The sequence below is a fragment of the Paracoccus sp. S3-43 genome (assembly GCF_029027965.1).
GTDB lineage: Bacteria > Pseudomonadota > Alphaproteobacteria > Rhodobacterales > Rhodobacteraceae > Paracoccus.
The window spans coordinates 1,980,205-2,006,811 of the sequence record NZ_CP119082.1 but is presented as its reverse complement, the minus strand read 5'-3'; the positions used below and the strand labels follow the sequence as shown (position 1 = coordinate 2,006,811).

Genomic DNA, 26,607 nt, shown 5'->3' with positions numbered 1-26,607 from the left:
CATGCTTCTGTGCATCGACACCGGCAACACCAACACCGTCTTCTCGATCTGGAACGGCGAGAAGTTCCTGGCCCACTGGCGCATCTCGACCGATCACCGGCGCACGGCGGACGAATATTTCGTCTGGCTCTCCACCCTGATCGAGGGCCAGAAATTCGGCCTGGATATCGACGCCTGCATCATCAGCTCGACCGCGCCGCGCGTGGTCTTCAACCTGCGCGTGCTGTGCAACCGCTATTTCGACACGCGCCCGCTGGTGGTGGGCAAGCCCGACTGCCTGCTGCCCGTCTATCCGCGTGTGGACAGTGGAACGGTCGTCGGGCCGGACCGGCTGGTCAACACGCTGAGCGCCTTCGACCGGCACGGCCCGGACCTGATCGTGGTGGATTTCGGAACCGCCACGACCTTCGACGTGGTGGACGTGGACGGCGCCTATATCGGCGGGGTGATCGCGCCGGGCGTGAACCTGTCGCTTGAGGCGCTGCACATGGGCGCGGCCAGCCTGCCGCATGTCGACGTGACCATGCCCGCCAAGGTGATCGGCACGAATACCGTGGCCTGTATCCAGTCGGGGATCTTCTGGGGCTATATCGGGCTGGTCGATGGCGTGGTGCGCCAGATTCGCGCCGAACGGGACCGTTCCATGAAGGTGATCGCCACGGGGGGGCTTGCGCCGCTGTTCGATCAGGGGTTTGACCTGTTCGACGCGATCGAAGACGATCTGACGATGCACGGGCTGCGGCTCATTCACGATTACAACAAGGAGATGGGCAATGGCTGAGCGCCTGATCTATCTGCCGCTGGGCGGCGCGGGCGAAATCGGCATGAACGCCTATGTCTATGGCTATGGCACGCCGGGACGCGAACGCCTGATCCTGGTCGATCTGGGCGTCAGCTTCGGCGACATGGACGGCAGCCCCGGCATCGACCTGATCATGCCGGATCTGGCCTGGCTGGAACAGAACCGCGACCGGCTGGAGGCGATCTTCATCACCCACGGGCACGAGGATCACCTGGGCGCGGTGGGACATCTGTATGGACGGCTGAACGTGCCGATCTATGCCCGCCAGTTCACCGGCGCCCTGGTCCGCCTGAAGCTGGAGGAGCAGGGCCACCCCGCCTCTGCCGTCAACATCACCGGCGCCCGCCCCGAGGTGACGCAGGTCGGCCCCTTCACCGTGCAATTCGTGCCGGTCAGTCACTCGATCCCCGAAAGCGCGGCGCTGATCATCGACACGCCGGCGGGCCGGGTGCTGCATACCGGCGATTTCAAGCTGGACGGCACCCCGGTGGTGGGCGACGCCTTCGACCCGATCCTGTGGCACGACATCGCGGCCGAGGGCCGGGGCATCAAGGTTCTGGCCTGCGACAGCACCAACATCTTCTCGACCCATCCGGGCCGGTCCGAGGCCGTGCTGGCCAACCCGATCCTGGAATGGGTGATGGCGCAGAAGAACCTGGTCGTCGCCACCACCTTCGCCAGCAACATCGCGCGCCTCAAAACGCTGTCGGACGCCGCCATCGCCGGAGGCCGCAAGGTCTGCCTGCTGGGTCGCGCCATGCGCAAGATGGTGGCGGTCGGCCTGGAAACCGGCGTGCTGACCGATTTCCCCGACACGATCGGACCCGAGGAAGCCGCAAGCCTGCCCCGCAGCCAGGTGATGCTGCTGGCGACCGGCAGCCAGGGCGAACGCCGCGCCGCCAGCGCGCAACTGTCCCGTGGCCGTTACCTGGGCCTGGCGCTGAAGGAAGGCGACAGCTTCCTGTTCAGCTCGAAGACGATTCCCGGCAACGAACGCTCGGTCGGGCGGATCATGAACGCGCTGAGCGAGCTGGGCGTCGATGTCTTTGATGCCGACGACGGGCTTTACCACGTCTCGGGCCACGCCAACCGTCCTGATATCGAGGCCCTGCACGAATTGCTGAAGCCCGAGATCGTGATCCCCATGCACGGCGAACATCTGCATCTGCGGGAACATGTGATGCTGGCGCGCGGCAAGGGCATCGCGGCCGAGATCGCGACCAACGGCACCATGCTGGATCTGACCGGCGACGCGCCCCGGATCGTGGATCAGGTGGAAACCGGGCGGCTGTATCTGGACGGCACGGTGCTGATCGGCGCGATGGACGGCGTGGTGCGCGACCGCATCCGCATGGCGCTGAACGGCCATGCCCTGGTCAGCGTGATCGTGGACGAGGACGACAACGTCCTGCCCGACGCCTGGGTGGAGCTGATGGGCCTTCCCGGCCGCACCCGGGGCGGCAACGACCTGGGCAGCCATATCGAGGGCGAACTGGCCGAATTCCTGGAAGGCGCGGACAGCCGCGTGGTCCGCGACGACGCCAAGATGGACGAGGCGATCCGCAAGATCACCCGCCAGGTCGCCATGGAGGAGATCGGCAAGAAGCCCGAAGTGACGGTCATCATCAGCCGGTTGATGGGGGAATAGCGCCGGGCAGGGGGGCTTGACCCGGCATCCGCGCCGGTGCAATCCCCCAACCCATGTCCGATACGCCCAAGACACCCTTCGATCCGAACCCGCCGCGCCGCAACTTCTATGGCCGGCGGCACGGCAAGACCCTGCGCCAAAGCCAGAAGGGCTATCTGTCCGAGGATCTGGGCGATCTGCGCCCGCGCGGCATTACCGTGCAGGACAATCCCGACCGCCGCCCCATCGACCCGGCGGCGATCTTCGGCGACGACCGGCCGATCTGGCTGGAGGTCGGTTTCGGCGGCGGCGAACACATGGTCCACATGGCCGCCCGTTATCCCGAGATCGGCATCATCGGCTGCGAGCCGTTCATCAACGGCGTCGCCATGCTGCTGGGCAAGATCCGCGCCGCGGGCGTCGGCAATGTCAGCGTGCATCCGGGCGACGCGCGCGACCTGATGGACGTGCTGCCCTACGCCTCGATCAGCCGGGCCTTCCTGAACTATCCCGACCCCTGGCCCAAGGCCCGCCATCACCGCCGCCGCTTCGTGACGCCCGAACACCTGCTGCCCCTGGCCCGCGTGATGAAGCCCGGCGCGGAATTCCGCGTGGCGACCGATATCCCCGACTATATGCGCCAGACGCTCGAGGAAGTGCCCCCGGCGGGCTTCGATCTGGTGGCCGAAACGCCGGTCGCCTGGGACGACTGGATCAGCACCCGATACGAGCAAAAGGCCCTGCGCGAGGGGCGTTTGCCCCACTATGCAACCTTCCGGCGAAAGGGTTGAGGGGCTTGAAAAAGCCCTTGTCACAGCCCCCAGCCCACCCCTATACCGGCCGGCGGAGTGGTGGCCGAGTGGTCGAAGGCACACCCCTGCTAAGGTCAGAAGCGCTCTCATTTCTTCCTTTTATTACAAGGAGTTCTGGTTTCAGCCTGTCAGATTTGACGCCGATTTGACCAAAGTCCCATCCGTGCGCATAGAGACGGTCAGCCAGATCAGCCGGGGCTATCTTGCGGTAAAGGTTCGCCATGTCGGCCTTTGCCCATCCACCCAGATCCATGAGTGCGCCGAAGTCTCGGGTCTGTGCGTAGAACCACGTTGCCTAGGTGTGGCGCAGGACGTGCGGCGTGACGGACAGATCCCGGTCCAGCAGCATCGCGCGCCTTGTTGAAGGCCGTTTGCATCTGCCCGCCGCGCCCACGCTGCACGACGATGTGCTTCCCGTGAGGGGTCAGGAATGCACGACCTATTACGGGCATGTCGCCGATTAGGTGTTCAGTCCCGGCATTTGGTGGATCGGATTGACGATGAATCTGTCTGGCTCTGAAGTCCAGATCTTGCAGATGTATTCGTAGGGCGTGAGGCCATTGAGAGTCTTGAGCCGACGAGCGAAGTTATAGGCAGCGATGAAGTCGTCCAGGTGGGTTCGCAGCTGATCGTGATTGTCGTAATGGAAGCGCTTGACGTTCAGCGGGAAAACGATCCCCCGGATCGTTTTCTGATCCGCTTCACCCTCCTTGATCGTGCGGTTCATTCGTTCGACCTGGCCGTTGGTACAGGGATGCTTTACCTTTGTCAGCCTGTGCTCGATCCCATGCTCACGGCACACGCGGCCAAAGATGTGCTCGAAGGCGGTCGTGTCGCAGTGAATAGCCCCATGTTTCGTGGACGCCTTTTTCGCTAACTTTGAGGCAAGGAGGCCATGATGGGCACAGGTAATTTCACTGACGATTTCAAGCGCGATGCGGTGGCGCAGATCACGGAGCGGGGCTACCCGGCCAAGGAGGTCTCTGAGCGGCTCGGGGTGAGCACGCACTCGCTCTATGCCTGGAAGCGCAAGTTCGCGAAGGCGGTGTCGGGTGAGACGGCAAAGGATGCCGAGATCCGACGACTGAAGCGAGAGCTGGTCCGGGTATCGGAGGAACGTGACATCCTAAATAAAGCCACCGCGTATTTCGCCAGGGATGCAAAGTGAGATACGCGTTCGTGGCCGAGCATCGGGGTCAGTTTTCCATCCGTGCGATGTGCCGGTGCCTGCGCATCCAGCCGAGCGGGTTCTATGCCTGGCTGCAGGCGCCGGTGAGCGCGCGAGCCCAGGAAGACAGGCGCCAGACCGAACTGCTGCAGAAGGCTTGGGCCGAGAGCGGCAAGGTCTACGGCTACCGCAAGCTGCATGATGATCTGGTTGAACAGGGCGAAAGCATTTGTCCGAACCGGGTCGCCCGATTGACGCAGCTTGCGGGGATCAAGGCGCAGATCGGCTACAAGCGCCGCCCCGGAAGTTATGGCGGCAAGCCGTCGGTCGTGGTCGACAACACCCTCGACCGGCAGTTCAACGTCGAGGCCCCGGACAAGGTCTGGGTGACCGATATCACTTACATCCGGACGCAAGAGGGGTTCGCCTACCTCGCGGTGGTCATCGATCTCTATTCCCGGCGTGTGGTTGGCTGGTCGATGCAAAGTCGGCAGACGACAGATGTCGTTCTGCAGGCCCTGCTGATGGCCGTCTGGCGGCGCAAGCCGAAGACCAAGGTGCTGGTTCATTCAGATCAGGGCAGCCAGTTCACCAGCATGGACTGGGCAGCATTCCTGCGCGCCCACAATCTTGAGCATTCCATGAGCCGCCGTGGCAACTGTCACGACAACGCTGTTGCCGAGAGCTTCTTCAACCTGCTCAAGCGCGAACGGATCTGACCTGCCACTGGTCTTTCATCCAGTTGCGACCGGAGCCCAGTGATCATTTGTGGGTGTCTTCGATGTAAAAGCAATGGCTCGGCTTGCATGGGCCTCCATTCGCGCAACGGGGCGGTCGATTGCGGTGATCAGAGCCCGGGCAAAGTCTGCCGGCGTCTGATAGCCGAGCGCCGAGTGGGGCCGCTCTGTGTTGTAGTCCCGGACCCAGGACGCGATCAGATGGCGAGCATGGGCCAAGCTATGGAACAGCGTTTCGTTGAGGAATTCGTCGCGCATCCGGCCCGTTGAAGCTTTCGACGAAGCCGTTCTGCATGGGCTTTCCCGGCGCGATGTAGTGCCACTCGATCCGATGCTCGCCGCACCATTTCAGGATGGCATTCGAGGTCAGTTCCGTGCTGTTGTCGGAGACGATCATGCCCGGGCGCCCCCGTGGACTGCCCCCACGGAGTGGTCCGGGTTGATTGTTAGTGCATCGTCGGCCGCTGGTCTATTGGGATGAGGGCTTCCGGTGCGGGCGGGCGGTATCCCAGGGAGCTGTGCGGCCTGACAGTGTTGTAGTGGCGGCGCCATCGCTCGATGAGGATCTGGGCCTCCCTAAGCGAATAGAAGACTTCTGCGTCCAGGAGTTCGTCGCGGAATCGAGCGTTGAAGCTCTCGCAATACCCGTTCTCCCAGGGTGAACCCGGCTCGATGAACGCGGTCTTGGCACCAACTGCGCCGATCCAGCCCTGCACCTTCTTGGCAATGAATTCCGCGCCATTGTCGGACCTTATGAACGCAGGCGGGCCACGCAAGATGAACAGCTCCGTCAGGGCGTCGATTACGTCGGTGGAATTGAGCTTGCGGTTTGCACGGATCACCAGCGCCTCCTTCGTGAATTCGTCGATGATATTGAGCGTCCGAAACAGCCGTCCGTCATGTGTCCGGTCCTGAACGAAATCATAGGACCAGACGTGGTTCGGGTGCTCCGGTCGGAGACGGACGCAGGACCCGTCGTTCAACCAGAGCCGACCCTTCTTTGCCTGCTTTTGTGGGATCTTCAGCCCTTCACGCCGCCATATCCGTTCCACGCGTTTATGATTTACATGCCAACCGGCGTTGTTCAGCAGTCCGGTGATCATCCGATAGCCATATCGCCCGTAGGTGCGAGCGAGCGCGATGATGTCCTCCGTCAGCCGTTCTTCGTCCGGGGCGCCGCAAGGAACCTTGCGTTGCGTTGAGCGGTGCTGCCCGAGGGTGCGGCAGGCGCGGCGCTCGGATATGCCAAGCGCCTGCCGCACATGATCGATGCACTTGCGACGGCGCGAAGGGCTTAGAAGTTTCCCCGTGCAGCCTCGCTCAGGATCATCTTGTCCAAGGTCAGATCTGACACCGCGCGCCGCAACCGCTGGTTCTCCGCCTCAAGCTCCTTGAGACGCTTCAGCTGATCCCGGTTCATGCCGCCATACTGCTTGCGCCAGCGATAATACGTCGGCTCGGTCACGCCGATCTGCCGCACCGCGTCGGAAATCGCCATTCCCTGTCCATGAAGCACTTCGATCTGTCGAAGCTTCAGAACGATGTCTTCCGGTTTGTCTCGCTTGCCTGCCATCTGATGGTCCTCCTGAACAGGATATTTGTATCCCAGTTGGCGGACCACTTCAGTGGGGGCACTCCAGAGCAGGCAGTTCGTCTCCCGGGATTATGCGATGGAGCTGATCGAAGCCGCCGTCATCGACCAGCTGCGCGCCGCGTTCCGCCAACCCGAGATCGTGGCTGGGACATGGAAGGCGGCCCGCGCCCACGCCGACGACATCACCGAGGCCGACGCCCGCGCAGCGCTGCATGACCTCGACGCCCTCTGGACGGAACTCTTCCCCGCCGAACAGGCCCGCATCGTGGCACTGCTGGTCGAGCGGATCGACCTCGGCCCCGCGGGCTTCGACCTGCGCCTGCGCATCGACGGCCTGACCGATCTTGCCCGCGAGATGCGCGCGAGCGCACTGGAGCGGGCTGCATGACCCGCCCCGCTGCCGACACCGTGACGCTCCACGTCCCGTTGCGCATCGTCAGGCGCGGCGGGCGGAAGGCGATCGCGCTCCCCGACGGCGCGCCCACCTCGCGGCGGCCAGACGACGCCCTGGTAAAGGCTCTGGCGCGGGCTTTCCGCTGGAAACGCATGCTCGACTCCGGCGAGTTCGCCACCATCGCCGAACTCGCAGAGCGCGAATGCATCGCCCCGTCCTACCTCACCCGCGTCCTGCGCCTGACGCTATTCGCGCCCGACATCGTGGAAGCGATCATGGACGGCAGGCAGGGGCCGGAGGTGACCTTGGCCCGGCTGATGGACGGGTTCCCGGAGGAGTGGGAGGTGCAGCGGAAGTCTTTCTGACATTTTCGGCACTTCCAATCCAATCCTCGACTTGATCCCGAAATCATTGCGTGATTGCTTCGGCTTGATCCAGTTCTTCTGGAGATTGCTCGCGTTTCAGTCGGGAGGGCGTTGTGCCGGGGCCTCAAGTTGATGGATTGGTTGAACGTATTCGCCAGGCGCTGCCTCGGCATGGCAATATAGAAAGCGCGGCTGCTGCCGTTCGCGCCGAACTCGACCTCCTCTCCCCCGGGCTTGCAGCTAATCTGTCCGGCGAAATCGACGAAGCCGCCGCCATCGTTGCCCGCGAGTTCGAACAGATCGAGATACTCCACAGCCACTCGGTGATCAGGAAACGGCCGGAATGGTACTTCGGCCCGAGACCGTCGGACCTGCACTGGCCGGCCGTGAAGTCCTTCCTTCTCAACGAGAAGAAGTGGCACGAGGACGACGTGCGCGGCATCGATGACGCATCGAACGAGGTGGTCTCTCTTCTCGAGAACCCTCGGGATGCGTCGAGGAGTCAGTTCTCATGCCGCGGACTGGTCGTGGGCCATGTCCAGTCGGGCAAGACGGCCAACATGACGGCCGTCATCGCCAAGGCACTCGATGCAGGCTACGATACCGTGATCGTCCTCGCCGGTCTGACGAACAAGCTGCGCCATCAGACACAGCTCAGGTTGTATTCCGACCTGGTGCGGCGCAATCCCCTGAACTGGCAGGTGCTCACGTCGAACGAAGTGGACAGGGATTTCCGGGCACCGCCTCAGGGCGGTTTCCTCTCTCATTCCGACAAGGCGCAGCTGGCCATTATCAAAAAGAACGTCTCGCCCCTTGGGGAATTGCGCAAGGCCATCAGGGAGACATTGCCGGCCGTGTTGCAGCAGCTCCGGGTTCTCCTCATCGACGACGAATGCGACCAGGCAAGCGTGAACTCTGCACGAGGCGAGCTTGACATGACGGCCATCAACCAGCGTATCCGCGAGCTTCTCGGCCTTCTCCCGGCCGTTACCTACGTTGGCTACACTGCCACGCCCTTCGCGAATGTGCTGATCAACCCTTATCGTGTTGACGGGCAGGAACTCGACGACCTCTATCCACGGGATTTCATCACGGCACTGCCAAAGCCGGATCGGTACTTCGGCACCGAGCGTCTGTTCGGGAAGACGCCGGTCGATCCGGAGGACGTGCGGCCCGACGAGGAAGGGCTCGACATGATCCGCGACGTGTCGGATGAGGACGAGGCGGGGCTGCAGCCGCGCAGCAGAAAGGAGCGCGACGCTTTCCAGCCTGCCATAACGCCGAGCCTCGAGGCCGCCATCCTCTACTTCCTCGCGTGCTGCGCCGCTCGGCGTGCCCGCGGACATGGGGACCAGCACATGACGATGCTGGTGCATACATCGGCCTACGTTCGTGCGCACGAGCGGGTTGCGGCGCTGATCGAGGGCTGGATCGACGTGCACCGCGGGGACCTCGTCGATCAGGCATCCTACCTAGGATCGCGGCTCGGTCGGGTCTGGGACGAGGAACAGGGACGATTGCCGGACGACCTGACTGATGCCAGGCCGGTCACCTTGGACGAGGTCTTCAAGTATCTGTCGGAAGTGCTTGAAGCTATCGCGTTCCCAGTTGAGAACGGCGCAAGCGATGACAGGATCGACTATTCAGGCAAGGCGAGGACCTACATCGTGGTCGGCGGCTCCATCCTCGCTCGTGGCCTGACCCTCGAAGGCCTGATGGTCAGCTATTTCCTTCGAACGGCGAACCAGTATGACACGCTCCTCCAGATGGGACGCTGGTTCGGCTACCGGCCCGGCTACGAAGATCTTCCGCGGATTTGGATGCCGCGCGGCCTGAAGCTGAGGTTCAGGCAGCTTGCCTCCGTCGAGCAGGAAATCAGGGACGACATCGAACAGTATCGGCTCCGGGACCTCACGCCGATGGACCTTGCGGTCCGGATCAGAGCAATCCCCGGCATGGCGATCACAGCGGCAAACAAGATGCGTGCCGCGAGGCGCTGCGCTGTCAGCTACTGGGGGACCCATCGCCAAACGTTCCGTTTCGCTCACACTGACGCGGGACTGCTCGAAAGGAACTGGGCAACAGGCGGCGAACTGGTCAGTCGTATCGAGGCGCTTGGCCTGCGCGATCGGGAAACGGTGGACCGCAAGCTCTGGCGAAACGTGCCAAGGTCGTCGGTCCGCAGATTCCTCGAAGCCTATTTCGTCGAGTCCTCCCAAGCCGACTTGCTGCCGGCCATGTTGATCCCGTTCATCGACGGGCCGGATCCGCGCCTTTCAACATGGAACGTCGGCATCGTCGAGTCCGGCCGCGGTCGCGATTCCGATGCTCCTCTCGGTACGATCGGTTCCGTCAGGACGGTCAGCCGCGCGAGGTTGAAGGACTCGAACGGGATTGCGGACATCAAGGCGCTCATGTCGAGACGCGACGTGGTTTTCGACTGTGGCAATGGTGTCGGAGGCAATGGAAGCTGGGAGGAGCTGAAGGCGGCGAGGCTGGACGCGGTGGGACAGGTTCCGCTTCTCCTGCTCTATCCCATCGCGCGGGACTCGCGCCCCGAGCGCGAGAGCAAGGCGAGAGCGCCGCTCGATGCCGTGCATGACGTGCTCGGCATCGGGATCGTCTTCCCCGGATCGGTCACGGAGGGCGGGAACTTCGTCTCGGTGGAGCTGCAGCCGCTGTCGGCCGAGGAAGTCGCCGCGATCGAAGAAGAGGAGGCCGCGCAGACGGAGGCAGCAGGTGTCTAGACCCGAGCAGGAGAGCCCGGTGCAGGGACGCTGGAATGTCCTTCGGGCAGGGCACATCGACGGAGATGGTCTCGGCATCACCTCGTTGCCTCTTGGTGCAACGACGAAGGCGGGGCCCGTCCGGCTGGCCGTCGGTTCCGGCGGGGAGGCGCGGCTGCTGGTGCCGCTTGCGGCGGGCGAGAAGATCGGTGCTCTCGAGACGGGCAGTGCCTTGAAGATCGGCTTGACGACCCTCACGCATGGGCAACGCGCGATCCGGTTTCTCGATGTCGTTTGCACGTCGCCAGATCTCGAAGCCGTGTTCGGCGAGGTCGTGGATGACATCATCCGGCGTCTGGCGGACCGGAAGGACGGGGCCGCGGCGGTGGCAGGTGCGCTCGATGACTTCCGCGAACTTCTCATCCCGCCTGCAGGGAGCGAGATCGACAGACCGCGGGTTGTCGGCCTCGTGGCCGAGCTGGTGGTATTGAACCGGCTCCTCGACATTTCGCCTTCGGCCTGGCGCTGCTGGCGCGGACCGGCCGGAGACCGGCACGACTTCCGGGCGAGAGACGTCTCGCTGGAGGTCAAGGCATCGCTCGGCGCCGGGGCTCACGAGGTCACCATCAACGGCATCGATCAGCTGGAACCGCCTGCGGGCGGGTCTTTGCACCTTGCGCATCTGGTCCTCGAAGCAGTCGAGGGCGGGCTTCTCACCGTGGCTTCGCTCGGAGACAGGGCGTTGCTGCGGGCCGACGACCCTGCGGGACTGCGGGCGCTGCTCGCCGCCGTCGGCTGCACGGATGTGCATGACGCCGGATGGAACCGTTTCGCATTCAGGGCGGAGGCAGAACGCCTCTATCGTGTCGGCCCAGGTTTTCCCCAGATCGCGCCTTCGAGCTTTGTCGGCGGAAGGACCCCTGCAGGTATCGTCGATGCGACCTACAGGATCGATCTCGGGCATGCCTCCGACGCAGAATGCCAGCCGACGGAATTCGTCTCACTCCTTCAGGAATTGTCCGGATGACCTTGAGCCCGCTCGAGCTCCATTCCGAGCCCTACGGTTCGACCGGAAACATCGGCGAGAACTTCCGCCGTCTGCTCGGCGCGCCAACGCTCGACCCGTTGCAGACAGTCATTCGGGAAGCGGTCCAGAACATTGCCGATGCCGCGCGACCGGGCGTCGGGCCCGAGATCCTGATCAGGCTGCGGACACTGCCGGGTGCCCAGCGCGACATCCTTCGCAGCTTCTTCCTTGCCGAGATTCCCGAGGAACCCTGGTCATCCGCCACAATTTCAGCCTTCCTCGGGGCCGAAAGGGCGGTCGTTCTCGAGATCTGCGACTTCGGCACCGTGGGGCTTGGCGGCCCGACACGGTCGGACCGGATCCCGGTAGGAACCGAACAGACCAACTTCATCGACTTCCTTCGCAACATCGGCACAGCTCGGGACACCGAACAGGGGGGCGGCACCTACGGCTTCGGCAAGGTCGCCCTGTATCGCGCCAGCGCCTGCAGCACGATCATCGTGGATACGCTGCCCGACGGAGCCGGTCCGGAGGGGCGACGCCTGATGGCATGCCATGTCGGCCGCTCCTTCGAGAAGCCGGAGAACGGGATGAGGAGGCGCTTCACAGGCCGTCACTGGTGGGGCGTCAGGGATCCGGAGGACGGGATCGCCGATCCGGTAACAGGTGCTGCCGCCTCGGCATTGGCCGGTCATCTCGGTCTGCCGGAACGCCGCCCCGGCCAATCGGGGACCACGGTCATGATCCTCGGCTTCGAGACCGACGAGGGCAATCTGACGGCGACCGGAAACCGGATCATCGAAACGCTGCTCTGGAACTTCTGGCCGCGGATGATGCGCGACGCCCCGGCGAAGCACCGCTTCGCCTGCAGGGTGATGGTCGAGGATCGGGAACTGCCCGTTCCGGCGCCAGAGGACCTCGCTCCGTTCGATCTGTTGTGCAAGGCAATGAGCGCGGCAAGGGTCCGGCGGGGGAACGATGTGCGGCGGATCGAGTCCCAGAGGCCTCAGAAGTTCCTCGGCACACTCGCGATCGAGAAGGGCCTGCGGTCGCCGAGGCGTCGCCTGACCGCAGATGAGGACATCCGGCTTGTCCCCGAGCAGATGCACCACATTGCGCTGATGCGGCCCATCGAGCTCGTCGTGAAGTATCTCGAGGGCAACCCGCACCCCGACGCGCGGCTGGAATGGGCAGGCGTGTTCATCGCCAGCGACGAGGATGAGGTAGAGCAGGCCTTTGCGGATTCCGAACCGCCTGCCCATGACGACTGGGTTCCCGACAACCTGCCGCGAGGCAACGAGAAGCGCTACGTCAACATCGCGCTGAAGCGCCTGAAGGAAATCGCCGCCGAGATGGGCATGGAGCCGATCTCACGCAGGCCGGGGGACGGATCCGGCCCACCGCTCGCCCGCCTTGCCGGGCGCCTTGGGGCAGTGCTCGAAAACGTCGGGGGCGACGGCGCCGGGCGGCGGCGAGGTTCCGGCGGATCCGGAGGCGGGCGCCCCTCGAGGGCGCGGGCAAGTCGTCCCGTGTTTCAACGCCTCGAGGCTGGCGATGCCGGACGGATTGCCGTCTTCCTCACTGAGGTGACGCAGGACGCGTGGCGAAGTGGCGCGAAGCTGATTGCTACAGCCTCCGTTGCGGTGGAAGGCGCGACGCTTGGATCAGCCGACGACACCGTCGGCAGGCCTGACGTCCTGTCCGTCAGGTGGCTGGACGGAAAGGCGGAAACCGCTGGCAACACTCTCGACCTAGGCGGTCGCGAAGGACGGTTCGAGATCCGGGTTGTCGTGCCGGATGATTGCGCGGTGAGTGCCGATGCAGATGTCATTCCGGAGACCGGAACATGAACCGTCGGGTTGCGTTTCCGTTCCTCACGCTTTCCGAATCGGCCGTGGAAGCCTCGGCATGGGAGATTTCTCTGGACGGCGTCGAATGGTCCGCGGCGGGCGAGTTCCTTCCGCACTGGGACAGCGCGAGCGATATCCGTATCCGCCGGACAATGCGCCTGAATCTCGAGCTGGCAGCATCCGATCTCGGTATCCCCGTCGATCGGCTCGCCCTGTCTGCCTCGGTGAGGATCGGGACCGGTCAGGGCAGGTTGCCTCGTCTGATCCTCTCCCGCACGCGCCGGGATCTCCGATCGGGGGACACGTCCTGGGAGTTCGAGCAGATCATCGAGGGCCACCGGCTTTCGATGATCCTGGATCTGCAGACCGAGATCCTCCTAGCAGATGTCCCTGCTGAATTCTCGGCGCTCTCGCCCGTCCATCCCGGCAACCGGCTCTGGTCCGAGAATGCAAGGGTCAGGCTCGAGGGGGAAGAGCCACGCTTCCCCATCGAGACGGCGGACCTTGCGCAGATGCTCGGCGGCGGAATTGCGGGTGCCGCCCCTTGGCACCTGCACTGGTCGCCGGGAGACTGGACGCGCGACTTCCATGGAGCCGTCCGCCTCTACCTTAACGAGAAGTCCGGCGAGGTTCTCCAGCGCATCGAGGACGAGGATCCGGCCACGATCCAGTTTCTCTTGGCCGATATCATGAGCCAGATCTGCGAGCGTCTTCTTGCCGATCCCGAAGCCGGGACGATGATGGACGCGGCCGAGCCCGGGTCGCTGGGTGCCCAAGCGGCGACGTGGCTGCGCAAGGCGTGGCCCGGGAAGGATGCTTCCTTCATCCGTTCCGTGCTCGAAAGCCGGCCGGGCGTCTTTCGCTCAACGATGCTTGCGCTCGCCGAGCCGGGAGTTCCGGAATGACGTTTCTGCTTCCACGACTGCCCGGTCCGGCCTGCGATGTGATCGTTCGCAGGTTCCTCGAGCATGGCCCGTCGGCACGGGCCGGCTTTCGCCCTGATGACCTTCCCGATCAGGTGCGCTTTGCCGCGACCGGCGGCGCACCCGTCCCTGCAGCGTCCCTCGCAACCGTGCGGCAGGATCTCGTCGCAATTGCCCGGAAACATGGGTTTGAACAGCAAGATGCCCGGCAGTCCCATGCCGACTTCGATGCCGAGACCGCCGCTTGGCTTGCACAATCCGACCTCTTCACTACCGGCGAGGCGCTCCGGGATGACGTCTGGGCGTTTGTTGCCTCTGTCATTGCCCCCGACATCACCCACTGGCGCTTCGGCAGATCGACCGAGCGCTACGCCGGAGGTGTGCGCAACACTTTCCAGAGGCTCTGGATGCGTGGCCGTGCTATCGACCGCGGGGCGGGGCACCACGAGCGTTGGGGATTGTTGGACGCGTTGACCGAGGATGCCCTCGTTCAGATTACCGAGCGGCCGAGCATCGGGGGCGATCACGTTCTTGCGCTTGCGGTCGCCGAGGCTTGGCTCCGCGCTGCGCGCCATCATGGCAAGGCTGCCATGGAAGACATCATGCGTCGCGCGATCCTCCGCATCCGGGTCCGGAACGAGATCAGGTCCCTTGCGGACCTGCCGCCGGGCGATCTCACCAGATTCCTCGACGGAGTTTTCGGCGTGCCGGAAGGTTCCGTCGACCAGGCAGTGCGTCCGCTGTCTGAAGTGTCCCTCGCGGAAGCGGCCCGTAACGTGACGCAGGAAGCCAAACGGCGCGGCTGTCTCTCCCCAAAGTCAAAATCCGCTCTGGAAAATCTCGCTGAAGGTCACGCTGCACTCGAGCGGAGCGAACGGAACGCGCTGGACTACCTACTAGGCAGGCTTTCGGATTCGGGTTTGCTGGCGCAGGACATCTCGGAGCTGCGAGCAGCATTGTTTTCGGACTTTGCCACCACCGAGTCGTCGGCCAGCGGTCCGGAAAGGCCGCGCAGGAGAAGCTGGGCAATCTGGCGGGCGAGGTAGGGCGGAACGGCGTTGCCGACTTGGACATATTGCTGCGTCCGGTTGCCGAGGAACAGGTAGTCGTCCGGGAAGGTCTGCAGGCGCGCCGCCTCGCGCACGGTTAGGCTGCGGCACTGCATGGGATCGGGGTGGATGAAGTAGTGGCCGTCCTTCGAGATGTGGCTCGTGACCGTGGTCGATGGCTCTCCGGCGAGCTGGACCCGGAAGCGGTCGTTGAAGACGCCGCTGTGCCAGTTGCGATGGTCGGGGCTGAGCGACAGTGGGAAATCGGAAGCCTTTGGGCTGTAACCGCGCACCGCGCCGAAGACGGCAGCGAACAGATAGCGCCCGAGGTCCGAGGGCATGTGCCCGCGTGTCTCGTGCTGGGCGAAACCGCGCAGCGCAGGGCGCTCTAGCCAGGCGAGGAGTTCGTCGTTCGACGTGCCGTAGCCCTCGGGGCGGCGTGCTGAAAGGCGGGGTGCCAGCAGTCCATTCTTCAGGCCCGTCGCAACGGCGGAAAAGACGTCGCGCAGCGGCCCGTCTTCTTTGCCCCGGTGGATGCCTGCCAGCAGCCGGGCGGCTTCGACGACCTCGCGCCGCCAACTCGCCGGGTCGTCGCGACCGCGGCTCAGGCCGCTGCGCAGTTCCGGCATCATGCCGGTAGCATCGTCGACCGTCCGTGTCACCCCGGAAACCGGTACACTCGTCCCGGTGGCTCTGTCCACCAGATCTGATCGGATGCCAACGATGATCACGCGGTGACGTCGCTGCGGGACTCCCCATTCCTCTGCGCGGACGATGAAATCCGAGGGCTGCTCAGCCTCCCGCAGGCTGGCGCTGCCGTCTGCCACCCGGATCGCCCGTATCTCGTAGTGATGCCCTTGGCCGGTGCCGAGCGAGGCGAGGTCCTCCATCAGCATCTCGAAGACGAGGCGGCTCTCGACCGTCGAGGATAGCAAGCCCTTGACGTTTTCCATGACGAAAGCGGCGGGGCGCAAGCGATCTAGCACCCGGATGTATTCGCGGAAGAGGTAATGCCGCTTGTCCTTCTCGGGGACATATCCGACCTTCCCCTTCGCCCGAGCGCGCCCGACAAGCGAATAGGCTTGGCAGGGCGGGCCGCCGATCAGGATGGTGTCGTCGAACTCCCGGCGCAGCGCACCGATGGCATGATCGATGGCGGCGGCAGCTGGTTCCGTCCCGAGTTCGAGGCATTGCGCCTCCGCCGTCGCATGTTGCCACGCCGCCGCATCCACCTCGCTCCAGTCGGGCTCCGGGATCAGCCCGGCGTGGAAGTCGATGAAGGCCTTCGGCAACGCTCCGTGACGCGCCTGATGCGCCCGCAGGAAGGCGCGCAAGGTCAGTGTGCGATGCGCCGAGGCCTCCTTCTCGACCGAGATGCCGATCCGGAACGGCGCGTGGCCGCCGATGTCGAGGGACGCAAAGCCCTCGCCCAGCCCGCCCGGGCCGGCAAACAGATCGACTATGCCGAAAGTGGCTGGCAACTCAGGGGCCTCTCGAATTCGGGTTGCAGGCTGTATACTAGGTCCGGACGCAGAGGCCAGGAGGCAAATGGCGGATATCGTCGATAAGGAGACCCGCTCGCGGATGATGTCCGTGATCCGGGGCAAGGACACGAAGCCGGAAATGGTGCTGAGGCGCGCGCTTCACGCGCGCGGCTTCCGGTATCGGCTGCATGGAAAAGGTGTCCCCGGTCGGCCGGATCTGATCCTCTCGAAGCACCGGGCCGTCATCTTCGTCCATGGCTGTTTCTGGCACCGCCACGAAGGCTGCCGCTATGCGACCACGCCCGCGACCCGCCCCGAGTTCTGGGCAGAGAAGTTCGCCGCGAATGTCAGGCGCGATCGTGCGGCATGCAAGGCGCTGATGGCAGATGGGTGGCGCGTAGCGACAGTATGGGAATGCGCGTTGCGAAAGCCGAACCAGGTCACGGCGACCTGCGCTGCACTCGTCTCATGGCTGTCAACGGGCGCGCCGGAGATCGAGATCGGCGAAGGCGCGCTTTCGGCAACGGGTGACGGGGATGATGCAGTGTCCTCTTAACCTTCTTGGCTAACGAATGACATGACGGTTTCGATTGGTCTGCGCCCGATGTTGCGGTAGCCGAGATGCGGCCGCTCGGTGTTGTAGTGGACAAGCCAGGCATCGAGATCTGCCTGCATCGCCTCGACGCTGTCGTAGAAGGTCTCGCGCATCTTGATGCGGAAGAATTCGTCGAGGACCGTGCCGTTGAAGCGCTCGGCGAAGCCGTTGGTCTTGAAAGCGGCGCTTCCAGTCATAGAAGCTGGTGCGATCCATGCCCCGCTGGCGGCAGGCTTCGGCGACATTCCCAAGTTCTCGCGCCAGGTCCAGCACGCTCATCCGCTGCTGCGCAACCTTGCTGATCGCGTCACGTGGTGCCGATTTCCTGATCTTCGATGATCTATCCATGGTCCCTTCCTCCTTGCTGAGAATAGCACGGCAAGAAGGTTAAGAGGACAATGCAGCGGGCAACGTCAGCTAATCGTCCGAACGCCTCGCCTCATTGGCGAAGGTTCGATTTCCGTTCCGTCTCGGCCCGCAGCCCCTGTCCTCGAAGTCAACAGCTTCGTGTTGATCTAGAGAGCCATATTTCAATGACTTGCGCAGACTGAACCTTGGCCCGCCAAGTCAACAGGTCCGGAGAATATCGGCCCGGAGAGACCGCTTTCAGGCCTCTTGGCGCCGGCACCAGTGCTCAGCCCCTCCGCATAACCCTAGAAAACAACGGAAAATTCCGACCATAGCAAGATCTGGAGAACGCTTTCACAAGGGCAAGTGGCGGAGGGGATGGGCCTGATATCCAACCTTCTCCACTTTAAGTCATTGTTTTTTGTTAGTTTTAAGACGATCTCTTTGAGGGGACTTGAGGGGTCGACTGCGGCATCTTCGGCGGTTCGGCAATAGCCGCGACAGGAAAGTTCTTCTTGGTCGACAGGGCCGTCACTCAACTGCCTCGGAAATCCTGTGGTCCTGAGAGCAATGCGAATGGTCGCCGAGCACCTCGATGATCCGGCAGTCGGCGATGGTCCCCTGTGCACACTGGGTGATCATCCGCTCCAGTTCTGATTTCAGCGCCGTCAGGCGCGCGATGCGCGCGTCCACCGCAGCAAGCTGGTCCTTCGCGATGATGTCGGCGGCTGCACACGACTGGTCAGGTCGGTCGGAAAGGCTCAAGAGGTCGCGGATCGCCTCCAACGGAAACCCAAGCTCGCGGGAGTGGCGAATGAAGGCCAGCCGTTCCAGCGCGGACTTCCCGTAGAGCCGCTGGTTCCCGGCGCTCCGCTCCGGTTCCGGCAGGAGCCCGATCTGCTCGTAGTAGCGGATCGTCGGCACCTTCACCCCGGCCGCGGCGCCCAATTTTCCGATCGTGAGCATCAGATGCCTCTTGAACCTCTAGCTGCTAGAGACATTAGGTTTCCGATTCGAGAGAAACAAGAGCCGCGTGCTGCGAGCGGAAGGACAAGATGACGACGAGCGATGGAGCAAGTTGCGAGTGGACGGTCACCGGCATGGATTGCGGAGCTTGCGCGGGCAAGGTCCGGACTGCGGTCGAGCGTCTGCCGGGTGTAAGCCAAGTCGAGGTTGCCCTGATGACGGAGCGGCTGCGCGTCACGCTCGATGAGGGGCAGACCACGCGCGAGCGCGTCGAGGCGGTGGTCCGGTCAGTCGGATACGGCATCGCTCCGAAAGGGACCGCTCCCGAGCGCAAGGGGTTCATACTACCCGAAAGCGGAAGTCCTGCCAACGGCAGCGGTGCCGCCTTCGAAGACCAGACCGCGCACGCTTCTGGAGGCGTTGTAGCCGGCGGATCCATCGCGCGTTCGCTGCCATGGTATCGGACTAGAAAGGGGCGTCTCGTCATTGGCACCGGACTGCTGCTCGTCGTCGCCTGGGCTGTGAACCTTCTGGCGTCGGACGAAGTCGCGCGCTGGGCATTCGTCCTCGCGACGCTGATCGGAGTTGCGCCCATTGCACGGAGCGCCGTCAGTGCCGCCCGCGCGGGAATGCCGTTCACCATCGAAATGCTGATGACCATCGCCGCGACCGGAGCGCTGTTCATCAATGCGGCCGAAGAGGCTGCTCTGGTGGTGTTTCTCTTCGCAGTCGGCGAAGTGCTGGAAGGTGTCGCAGCGAACAAGGCCCGCGACGGGATTCGAAGCCTCGCCAGTCTCGTGCCGAAGACGGCGCTGCTGGAAGTGGATGGGAGAACCCGTGATGTGCCCGCCGAGTCGCTTGGGATCGGGCAGATCGTGCTCGTGCGTCCTGGTGATCGTATCCCTGCGGATGGAGAGGTGATCGACGGTATCTCCGGTGTGGACGAGAGCCCGGTCACGGGCGAGAGCGTGCCGAAACCGAAGGAGCCGGGCGACGCGGTGTTCGCAGGTTCGATCAACACTGAGGCCGCGCTGCGCGTTAAGGTCACGAAGGCGGCGGAGGACAACACGATCTCCCGCATCATCCGTCTGGTCGAGGAAGCCGAGAGTGCCCGCGCACCGACCGAGCGTTTCATCGACCGCTTCAGCCGCATCTACATGCCTGCCGTGGTTGGAGTCGCGCTGCTGGTCGCCATCGTCCCGCCGCTCGCTTTCGCGCAGGCCTGGGATGTCTGGATCTACCGCGCGCTCGCACTGCTCCTCATCGGCTGCCCCTGCGCCCTCGTGATCTCGGTACCGGCCTCCATCGCCTCGGCGCTGTCCTCGGGCTCGCGCCGTGGCCTGCTGATGAAGGGTGGGGCAGTCATCGAGGCGGCAGCCCGGATCACGGATGTTGCATTCGACAAGACGGGCACGCTGACCCACGGTCGTCCGCGAGTGACGGATGTGGTCCCGCTCGGGGGGACGGAGGCGGAGGTCCTGTCACTGGCCGCCGCAGTCGAGACCGGGTCGAGCCACCCGCTGGCGGCGGCGATTCTCTCTCGCGCGCAGGCCGACGGCGCCCCGTCGCTGCCGGCTTCCGCAGCCAGAGCGCTGCCCGGAAAAGGAGCGGAGGCGGTGATCGGTTGCGAACCCGCATGGGTGGCCTCGCCACGGTTCGCCAAAGCCAACGGCGTCATGAACGATGAGGTCAGCCATATTGCGGCCCGGCTCGAGGTCGAGGGCAAAACCGTCGTGGCAGTCTTCCGTCCGGACCGACTGATCGGGCTCATCGCTCTTCGCGACGAGCCGCGCGAGGACGCGGCGGAAGCGGTGCGCCAGCTTCAGACGCTCGGTATCCGCTCCGTCATGCTCACTGGCGACAATGCCCGTACCGCCGCCGCAATCGCAGGCCATGTCGGAATCGAGCACCGCGCCGAACTGATGCCCGAGGACAAGGTCGCCGCAATCCGCGAGATGGTGGCGAATGGCCGGGTCCTCATGGTCGGCGACGGCATCAACGACGCCCCAGCCCTGGCCTCGGCGCATGTCGGCGTGGCCATGGGATCCGGAACCGATGTGGCGCTCGAGACCGCCGATGCCGCGATCCTGCGCAACCGGGCTACGGATGTTGCCGGCAAGATCAGGCTCGCCCGCGCCACCATGGCGAACATCCGCCAGAACGTGGCGATCGCGCTGGGCCTGAAGGCGGTATTTCTCGTGACCACCGTCCTCGGGATCACCGGACTCTGGATCGCGATCCTCGCCGACACCGGGGCGACGGTGCTGGTGACGCTCAACGCGTTGCGGCTCCTTGCCTTCAACCCGGATCGCGAGGTCTGAGACGCTTTCACCCCTTCCATGCGGTGTTCACTCGCCCCTCGTTACCGCCTGTTGGTATCCGCGCTCTCGCTCCGGCCAATTGCTCTTGATATATGCGAGCACGGCGCGAATGTCCGCGTCGCTCAGCACGTCTCCGAAGCCTGGCATGTCGCTCTCGTAGCCGCCGCCGACGATGGCGGCCGTGCCTTCCTTTACGATGCGGAATAGCACATCGTCGGGATGGTGCCAGGTGTGGCCGCTGGCATCATGCGGCGGCGCAGGCAACCGTCCGGACGGAAGCGGCGAGCGCCAGTCGGGCTGGCCCACCAGATCCGCGCCGTGGCAGGCGGCGCACTGATCGACATAGACCTGCCGACCTTGAGAAATGTCTTCCTCGGATGCCGCTGCGGTGGACGCAGTACGGGTGTACTGCAATCCAGCGAAGATCGCGAGGATCAACACTCCGGCAAACAGTCCGATCCAGAAAGTATTGGGGAGGCCCTTTGGCAAAACGCTGATGTCCGTTGATTAGTAGGGCGTCTTCACTTCACGCCGAGTTGACGTTCTGCCTGAGACGCCCCGCTTCGCACAATGGACATTCTCGTGAGCAGCGCCTATCTTTCGGCCATGCTTGCGCGTCTCATCAGCATCCTTGCCATACTCGCGATCGCCGTTGTCACCACGGTCAGCGCAGCGCATGCGGCGCGCATGGTTGGCATGCAGGTGGATCACGCGGTCCATGCGGGCGAGATGATGCACGCGTCGACCGACGGTCATCCGTCCTGCGACGGCGGCCAGCATTGTGGATCGGCGGACGCCGGAATGTGCGAGTTCGTCTGCGCGGGCCTGTCGGTCGTTCTGACGATGCCGGGTGCTGAAACCGGCCACGCGTTCGGGCCTGCCAGCCACGATCTTCCGTCCGAGCCCAGCCATGTCAGCAGTTCGCCCGGACTGAACGAGCGACCTCCCAAACTCAGTCTCCTCTGAGCGCGCCCGGGCAGACGCCTGCGGCGTCCCATCGGTGTTGATGAACGGGACGGATGTCCCGAGGAGACGACCATGTATACCCTTTCGCGACGCGGCTTTCTCGCCGCAAGTGCTGGCGCCATTGCCGCTGCACAGATGCCCCGTCTTGCTTTCGCGCAGACGGACTCCCCTGTCACCCTGTCCGCCGCAACCCGTACTCTCGACATCAACGGGCGCGCGGCCACCGTGTTCGGCCTTGCCGGTCCCGGCGGCCAAGGCCTCGTGCTCGATCCCGGCCAGATGTTCCGGGTCGACCTGAAAAACGATCTCGACGTCGCGACGATCATCCACTGGCACGGCCAGATCCCGCCCAATGCGCAGGACGGCGTGCCAGACATGCCGATGCCCCTTCTCGCCCCGGGTGAGACCCGATCCTACGACTTCGAGGCACGGCCGGGCACCCACTGGATGCACAGCCACGTGCCGATCCAGGAGATGCAACTGCTTGCCGCACCGCTGATTGTGCGCACGCAGGAGGATTTGGCAGCAGACCGGCAGGAGGTCGTGATGTTCCTGCACGACTTCTCGTTCAAGTCTCCCGAAGAGGTTCTGGCGGAGATCAGCGGCGGGTACGGCGCAGGTCATGCCGCCGCCGCTGAAGCGAGCCCCAGGCAGGGCGTGCCCATGGAGGGCTTGGGCGGGATGCCGGGCATGGGTCATGGCGGTATGGGGCACGGTGCCATGGGCGGCATGGCGATGGGCAATATGCCAGGAATGGGCGGGATGATGGACATGGGCGGTATGGCCATGGACCTGAACGACTATAATTGGGATGCCTATCTCGCCAACGACCGGACACTGTCGGACCCGGAGGTAGTGCGGGTCGAGCGCGGCGGGCGTATCCGGCTCCGGGTCATCAACGCCGCAGCGGCGACGGTGTTCTGGATCGACACCGGGGCGGCCGAGGCGCGGCTGGTCGCGGTGGACGGGCACGCCGTCCAGCCTATCGCGGGCTCGCGGTTTGGGCTGGCGATGGGCCAGCGGCTGGACATCGAGATCGACCTGCCGAACGAGGGCGGCGCCTGGCCGATCATTGCGCTACGCGAAGGGGCGCGGGAGCGCACCGGGCTCATCCTCGCCACGCAGGGCGCCGAGGTCCAGCGCCTCGATGCCGTGGCGGAGTCTGAAGCGCCCGCTTTCGACACCGATCTGGCGCAGGAGGCGCGCCTGGTCGCGCTGAATGCCCTGCCGGACCGGCCGGTGGATCGCAGCCAAATGCTTATGCTGGGCGGTTCGATGCAGCCCTATCTCTGGACGATCAACGGGGCTGTCTGGGGCCAGCACCAGCCGATCACCGCTCGCAGCGGCGAGCGCGTCGTACTGTCGTTCCACAACATGTCGATGATGGCCCACCCGATGCATCTGCACGGCCATGTGTTCCAGGTCGTCGGGTTGAACGGGCGACGCGTTGCCGGTGCGCTGCGCGACACGGTTCATGTGCCGCCGATGTCCAGGGTCGACGTCGCGCTCGATGCAGGCGAAGCCGCCCGCTGGATGCTGCACTGTCACCACATGCCGCACCTCGCCTCGGGCATGATGACCGAGTTCGCGGTCACTGCTTCGGTCTGACTTAGTCGGGGCGCTCGGACCGATCGCCCCGACGTCCTGCCCCTTGTTGTCGCTAGGGTCAGTTACGAAGCCCATCCCAGGGCTGAAAAACACGGAGTATGAAATGATGAACGGCGACAACACGGGCTCGATGATGGGTTGGGGAATGGGCTTCGGTTGGTTCTGGATGGTCGTCATCCTTGTGCTGGTCGGTCTCGTGATTGCCGCGCTGGTAAAATATCTGCGCAAGTGAGGGCTTTCCCTTACCTGAAAAGCCAAGGGCATTGTTGCTTTGCTGAATGCGCTTAACTTGCAGCAACATTCGTTCAGGAGCTGAAATATGAACTACGGACGTTTCTTTGCAATGATTGCGACTTCGACGGTCGTGATGTTTGGATTGATGTATCTGAACACCTACGCGCTCGACCACATCTTCTTCTCGCAGACGCGGATGTGGATGGCGATCTATATGGGCGCGGTGATGGCAATCATCATGCTAGCTTTCATGCTGGGCATGTATTCCAACAAGAAGGTCGATTTCGCGATCTTCGCGGGCGCTGCCGCAGCCTTCGCCCTGTCGCTGTGGCTTGTCCGCAGCCAGGAGACGGTCGACGACCTCGCCTGGATGCGGGCGATGATCCCACACCATTCCATCGCCATCCTGACCAGCGAGCGCGCCAATATCTCAGATCCTAGGGTTCGGGCACTGGCAGATGCAATCATCGAGGCACAGCTCAGCGAAATTGCTGAAATGAAGAGCTACATCGCAGACATCGAGGCGAATGGCGAGGCACCCGCGGGCACGCCCCGCGCCGAAATTGAATGACGCCACAGCCTGGTGGAGAGCAGATTCCGCTGCTGGAGTTGAAGTGATGAACCGAAAGGAACGACAATGGACTACACGATCAACCGCCTGATTGCGGACGCAGAATTTGACGCCGTCGAGGCCCGCACCCGTGCTGCGTTGACCGACAACGGTTTCGGCATCCTGACCGAAATCGACGTCAAGGCGACGATGAAAAAGAAGTTGGATGTCGAGATGCCGGCCTATCGCATCCTCGGTGCCTGCAACCCCAAGATGGCACATCAGGCGATCGGGATCGAGCCTAGGGTGGGCGCGATGCTGCCCTGCAACGTCATCTTGCGCGAAGTCGAGGACGGCGTCGAGGTCAGCGCTATCGATCCTGTGGCGTCGATGCAGGCGATCGAGAACGCCGAGCTGACGGCCGTGGCAGGCGAGGTGCGCGACCTGCTGGCGAAAGCCGTCGAGGCGATCTGAGATGAGCCTGCGCGCCGCCATCCTCACGGGCCTTGCGATCCTCGGGATCGGACTGCTCGCTGTCTGGCAGTTCGCGCCTTCGGTATTCGCCGAGGCGCGCAGCCTTCTGGACGTCGAGCGTCTGGAAATGCTGGTGGCGCGCGCCGGTCTCTGGGGGCCGGTCCTGATCGTCACGCTTATGACCCTTGCGGTCGTGGCCAGCCCCATCCCGAGCGCGCCGATCGCACTGGCGGCCGGAGCGGCCTACGGACATCTCTGGGGGACCGTGCAGGTCGTCATCGGCGCCGAGCTCGGGGCGCTGATCGCCTTCGGTCTCGCACGGGTTCTGGGGCATGATGTCTTGCGGCGGGTGTTCGGTGATCGCGTCGATGCCGGGCTTCTCGGCTCGCAGACCGCGTTGACGGCGACGGTTTTTGCCAGCCGCCTGATGCCCTTCGTGTCCTTCGACATGATCAGCTACGCGGCCGGACTGAGCCGATTGCACGCCTGGCTTTTCGCCCTCGCAACATTGGCGGGGATCATCCCGGCAAGCTTCCTGCTGGCACATTTCGGCGGTGAGGCGGTTAGCGGAGACCTCGGGCGCGCGACATGGGCGGTGCTCGGACTCGGGCTTGTGACGGGGCTGCCGCTGCTCTGGGTGGCGCTGCGGCAAAAGCCTGAAAAGGAAAATCCATGACGAAAAGCGATTACGAGAAGAACAGCATTACCCTGCCGGGCGCAGTGGCCATGGGAACCGGCGTGATGATCGGCGCGGGCATCTTCGCGCTGACCGGACAGATCGCCGAACTTGCCGGACCGCTCTTCCCGCGCTCGTTCGTCGTCGGCGCCATCGTGACCGCGTTCAGCGCCTACACCTACATCAAGATGTCGAACGCGTATCCGTCAGCGGGCGGCATCGGGATGATCCTGAAGAAGGCGTACGGCCCGACGACGGTCGCGGCGGGTGCTGCACTCCTGATGGCCCTGTCGATGGTGATCAACGAAAGCCTCGTCGCGCGCACATTCGGCACCTACACACTGCGGGCGTTCGGCGGCGATCCGGATAGCGTGCTGGTGCCAATCCTCGGCGTCGGGCTGATCGTCTTCGCCTGGCTCGTGAACGTATCGGGCAACCGGTCGGTCGGGCTTTTGTCCATCGTCATGGCCGTTCTCAAGGTGGGCGGCATCGCGCTGTTCGGGGCAGCCGGCCTCTGGGCGAGCGGCATCTCGTTCGAGGCGACAGGTGGAGACATGGGCGCCACCGGCTTCGTGGCGTCGGTTGCGCTGTCGATCCTGGCCTTCAAGGGCTTCACGACCATCACCAACAGCGGCGCAGAGGTCACCGACCCGCACCGCAATGTGGGCCGGGCCATCATCTGGTCGATTGCCATCTGCGTCGTCGTCTATCTGCTGGTGGCCTTCGCGGTCGGCTCCAGCCTGCCGCTCGACCGTATCGTGGCGGCGAAGGACTACGCGTTGGCCGAAGCGGCCCAGCCCTCCCTCGGTCAGACCGGCTTCTACCTGACGGTGGCGCTGGCGCTGGTGGCCACGGCGTCAGGTCTGATCGCCAGCGTGTTCGCGGTCTCGCGGATGCTGGCGATGCTGACCGACATGAAAATGATCCCGCACAGCCATTTCGGGATGCCGGGCACGATCAAGGACCACACACTCGTCTACACAGTTGTGATCGCGGGCTTTCTCACGGTCTTCTTCGACCTCAGCCGGATCGCGTCTCTCGGGGCCTTCTTCTATCTGGTGATGGACATCATCATCCACTGGGGCGTGTTCCGGCACCTGCGTGAGGACATCGGCGCACGGGGCTGGGTGTTGCTGACGGCCATCGCGCTGGACGCGGCGGTGCTGGCCGCCTTCGCCGCGATGAAGTGGCAGTCCGACCCCCTCATTGTCGTCCTGGGTGCGATCGGCATGGCGCTGGTGTTCCTGTTTGTCGGGATCTTCCTCGCACGCAATCCCGCCCCGGAAGATGCTCACGACCACCAATGAAAGA

The 26,607-nt window shown here is 64.1% G+C and carries 22 protein-coding genes and 6 pseudogenes; 21 read left to right on the top strand and 7 right to left on the bottom strand.

Annotated elements, in window-relative coordinates:
• Position 1 precedes the first annotated feature (1 nt).
• From PXD02_RS10480 to PXD02_RS10465, 4 genes are all read left to right on the top strand, one after another.
• Positions 2-781, top strand: coding sequence for a type III pantothenate kinase (locus tag PXD02_RS10480; RefSeq protein WP_275103828.1), 780 nt, complete (start codon positions 2-4; stop codon positions 779-781).
• On the top strand, positions 774-2,450 hold the full coding sequence (locus PXD02_RS10475) for a ribonuclease J (protein ID WP_275103827.1): 1,677 nt from the start codon (positions 774-776) through the stop codon (positions 2,448-2,450). The genes PXD02_RS10480 and PXD02_RS10475 overlap by 8 nt, the downstream gene beginning before the upstream one ends.
• 53 nt (positions 2,451-2,503) lie before the next feature.
• Positions 2,504-3,220 (top strand): tRNA (guanine(46)-N(7))-methyltransferase TrmB, encoded by a 717-nt coding sequence (trmB, locus tag PXD02_RS10470; RefSeq protein WP_275103826.1) that lies wholly within the window; start codon positions 2,504-2,506, stop codon positions 3,218-3,220.
• A gap of 341 nt (positions 3,221-3,561) precedes the next feature.
• Positions 3,562-3,705 (top strand): hypothetical protein, encoded by a 144-nt coding sequence (locus PXD02_RS10465; RefSeq protein WP_275103825.1) that lies wholly within the window; start codon positions 3,562-3,564, stop codon positions 3,703-3,705.
• Here PXD02_RS10465 and PXD02_RS10460 read toward each other — a convergent pair.
• Positions 3,702-4,076: pseudogene (locus PXD02_RS10460) on the bottom strand (integrase core domain-containing protein); the annotation flags it as partial. The gene PXD02_RS10465 and the pseudogene PXD02_RS10460 sit on opposite strands and share 4 nt — an antisense overlap.
• A gap of 63 nt (positions 4,077-4,139) precedes the next feature.
• Between PXD02_RS10460 and PXD02_RS10455 the strand changes: the two are divergent.
• A pseudogene (locus PXD02_RS10455) lies at positions 4,140-5,125 on the top strand (IS3 family transposase); the annotation flags it as partial.
• Positions 5,126-5,143: 18 nt separating this feature from the next.
• Here the strand turns inward: PXD02_RS10455 and PXD02_RS10450 are convergent.
• Both PXD02_RS10450 and PXD02_RS10445 read right to left on the bottom strand, forming a co-directional pair.
• Positions 5,144-5,558 (bottom strand): annotated as a pseudogene (locus tag PXD02_RS10450) (transposase family protein); the annotation flags it as partial.
• 34 nt (positions 5,559-5,592) lie between these two features.
• Positions 5,593-6,719, bottom strand: a protein-coding gene (locus tag PXD02_RS10445; protein ID WP_275103593.1) for an IS3 family transposase whose coding sequence is annotated in 2 segments (ribosomal slippage) — positions 5,593-6,455 and positions 6,455-6,719 — 1,128 coding nt in all. Because the reading frame shifts where the segments join, the coding sequence is not laid out codon by codon here.
• Positions 6,720-6,825: 106 nt separating this feature from the next.
• Here PXD02_RS10445 and PXD02_RS10440 point away from each other — a divergent pair.
• The 7 genes and pseudogenes from PXD02_RS10440 to PXD02_RS16890 all read left to right on the top strand — a co-directional run.
• A pseudogene (locus PXD02_RS10440) lies at positions 6,826-7,128 on the top strand (recombinase family protein); the annotation flags it as partial.
• A complete protein-coding gene (locus tag PXD02_RS10435; protein WP_275103824.1) occupies positions 7,125-7,499 on the top strand; it encodes a hypothetical protein in 375 nt (124 codons plus the stop codon). The pseudogene PXD02_RS10440 and the gene PXD02_RS10435, both read left to right, overlap by 4 nt.
• Before the next feature lie 137 nt (positions 7,500-7,636).
• A complete protein-coding gene (locus tag PXD02_RS10430) occupies positions 7,637-10,246 on the top strand; it encodes a Z1 domain-containing protein (protein ID WP_275103823.1) in 2,610 nt (869 codons plus the stop codon).
• Positions 10,247-10,265: 19 nt separating this feature from the next.
• A complete protein-coding gene (locus tag PXD02_RS10425) occupies positions 10,266-11,252 on the top strand; it encodes a PD-(D/E)XK motif protein (RefSeq protein WP_275103822.1) in 987 nt (328 codons plus the stop codon).
• Positions 11,249-13,102, top strand: coding sequence for a hypothetical protein (locus PXD02_RS10420; protein ID WP_275103821.1), 1,854 nt, complete (start codon positions 11,249-11,251; stop codon positions 13,100-13,102). The genes PXD02_RS10425 and PXD02_RS10420 overlap by 4 nt, the downstream gene beginning before the upstream one ends.
• Positions 13,099-14,007: a hypothetical protein gene (locus PXD02_RS10415; protein WP_275103820.1), complete on the top strand. Its 909-nt coding sequence runs from the start codon at positions 13,099-13,101 to the stop codon at positions 14,005-14,007. The genes PXD02_RS10420 and PXD02_RS10415 overlap by 4 nt, the downstream gene beginning before the upstream one ends.
• Positions 14,004-14,708 (top strand): annotated as a pseudogene (locus PXD02_RS16890) (DUF6339 family protein); the annotation flags it as partial. The gene PXD02_RS10415 and the pseudogene PXD02_RS16890, both read left to right, overlap by 4 nt.
• A 206-nt stretch (positions 14,709-14,914) precedes the next feature.
• Here the strand turns inward: PXD02_RS16890 and PXD02_RS10410 are convergent.
• Positions 14,915-16,555, bottom strand: coding sequence for a DNA cytosine methyltransferase (locus PXD02_RS10410; protein WP_275103819.1), 1,641 nt, complete (start codon positions 16,553-16,555; stop codon positions 14,915-14,917).
• Positions 16,556-16,622: 67 nt separating this feature from the next.
• On the opposite strand from PXD02_RS10410, the gene PXD02_RS10405 reads away from it, so the two are divergent.
• On the top strand, positions 16,623-17,114 hold the full coding sequence (locus PXD02_RS10405) for a very short patch repair endonuclease (protein WP_275103818.1): 492 nt from the start codon (positions 16,623-16,625) through the stop codon (positions 17,112-17,114).
• Here the strand turns inward: PXD02_RS10405 and PXD02_RS16885 are convergent.
• Positions 17,111-17,329, bottom strand: a pseudogene (locus tag PXD02_RS16885) (integrase core domain-containing protein); the annotation flags it as partial. The gene PXD02_RS10405 and the pseudogene PXD02_RS16885 sit on opposite strands and share 4 nt — an antisense overlap.
• A 703-nt stretch (positions 17,330-18,032) precedes the next feature.
• A complete protein-coding gene (locus PXD02_RS10395; protein WP_275103817.1) occupies positions 18,033-18,467 on the bottom strand; it encodes a MerR family transcriptional regulator in 435 nt (144 codons plus the stop codon).
• A gap of 89 nt (positions 18,468-18,556) precedes the next feature.
• Here PXD02_RS10395 and PXD02_RS10390 point away from each other — a divergent pair, with 89 nt between their 5' ends.
• Positions 18,557-20,788: a heavy metal translocating P-type ATPase gene (locus PXD02_RS10390; RefSeq protein WP_275103816.1), complete on the top strand. Its 2,232-nt coding sequence runs from the start codon at positions 18,557-18,559 to the stop codon at positions 20,786-20,788.
• Between the two features lie 27 nt (positions 20,789-20,815).
• Here PXD02_RS10390 and PXD02_RS10385 read toward each other — a convergent pair whose 3' ends face one another.
• Positions 20,816-21,202 (bottom strand): c-type cytochrome, encoded by a 387-nt coding sequence (locus tag PXD02_RS10385; protein ID WP_275106401.1) that lies wholly within the window; start codon positions 21,200-21,202, stop codon positions 20,816-20,818.
• A 168-nt stretch (positions 21,203-21,370) separates the two neighbouring features.
• On the opposite strand from PXD02_RS10385, the gene PXD02_RS10380 reads away from it, so the two are divergent.
• The 7 genes from PXD02_RS10380 (at position 21,371) to PXD02_RS10350 (ending at position 26,603) form a co-directional block, all read left to right on the top strand.
• A complete protein-coding gene (locus tag PXD02_RS10380) occupies positions 21,371-21,754 on the top strand; it encodes a hypothetical protein (RefSeq protein WP_245884992.1) in 384 nt (127 codons plus the stop codon).
• A 72-nt stretch (positions 21,755-21,826) separates the two neighbouring features.
• A complete protein-coding gene (locus tag PXD02_RS10375; protein WP_275103815.1) occupies positions 21,827-23,362 on the top strand; it encodes a multicopper oxidase family protein in 1,536 nt (511 codons plus the stop codon).
• A 103-nt stretch (positions 23,363-23,465) separates the two neighbouring features.
• The gene (locus tag PXD02_RS10370; RefSeq protein WP_269802031.1) at positions 23,466-23,594 is read left to right on the top strand and encodes a hypothetical protein; all 129 of its coding nucleotides are present in this window, start codon (positions 23,466-23,468) and stop codon (positions 23,592-23,594) included.
• An 87-nt stretch (positions 23,595-23,681) separates the two neighbouring features.
• The gene (locus PXD02_RS10365; RefSeq protein ID WP_140197620.1) at positions 23,682-24,167 is read left to right on the top strand and encodes a DUF305 domain-containing protein; all 486 of its coding nucleotides are present in this window, start codon (positions 23,682-23,684) and stop codon (positions 24,165-24,167) included.
• 66 nt (positions 24,168-24,233) lie between these two features.
• Entirely contained in the window at positions 24,234-24,620 is a 387-nt protein-coding gene (locus PXD02_RS10360) for a DUF302 domain-containing protein (RefSeq protein WP_140197619.1), read from the top strand.
• Position 24,621: 1 nt separating this feature from the next.
• Positions 24,622-25,296 carry a TVP38/TMEM64 family protein gene (locus tag PXD02_RS10355; protein ID WP_140197618.1) on the top strand — a complete coding sequence of 225 codons (675 nt, stop codon included), beginning with the start codon at positions 24,622-24,624 and terminating at the stop codon, positions 25,294-25,296.
• Positions 25,293-26,603, top strand: coding sequence for an APC family permease (locus tag PXD02_RS10350; protein WP_275103814.1), 1,311 nt, complete (start codon positions 25,293-25,295; stop codon positions 26,601-26,603). The genes PXD02_RS10355 and PXD02_RS10350 overlap by 4 nt, the downstream gene beginning before the upstream one ends.
• The last annotated feature ends 4 nt before the right edge of the window (positions 26,604-26,607 follow it).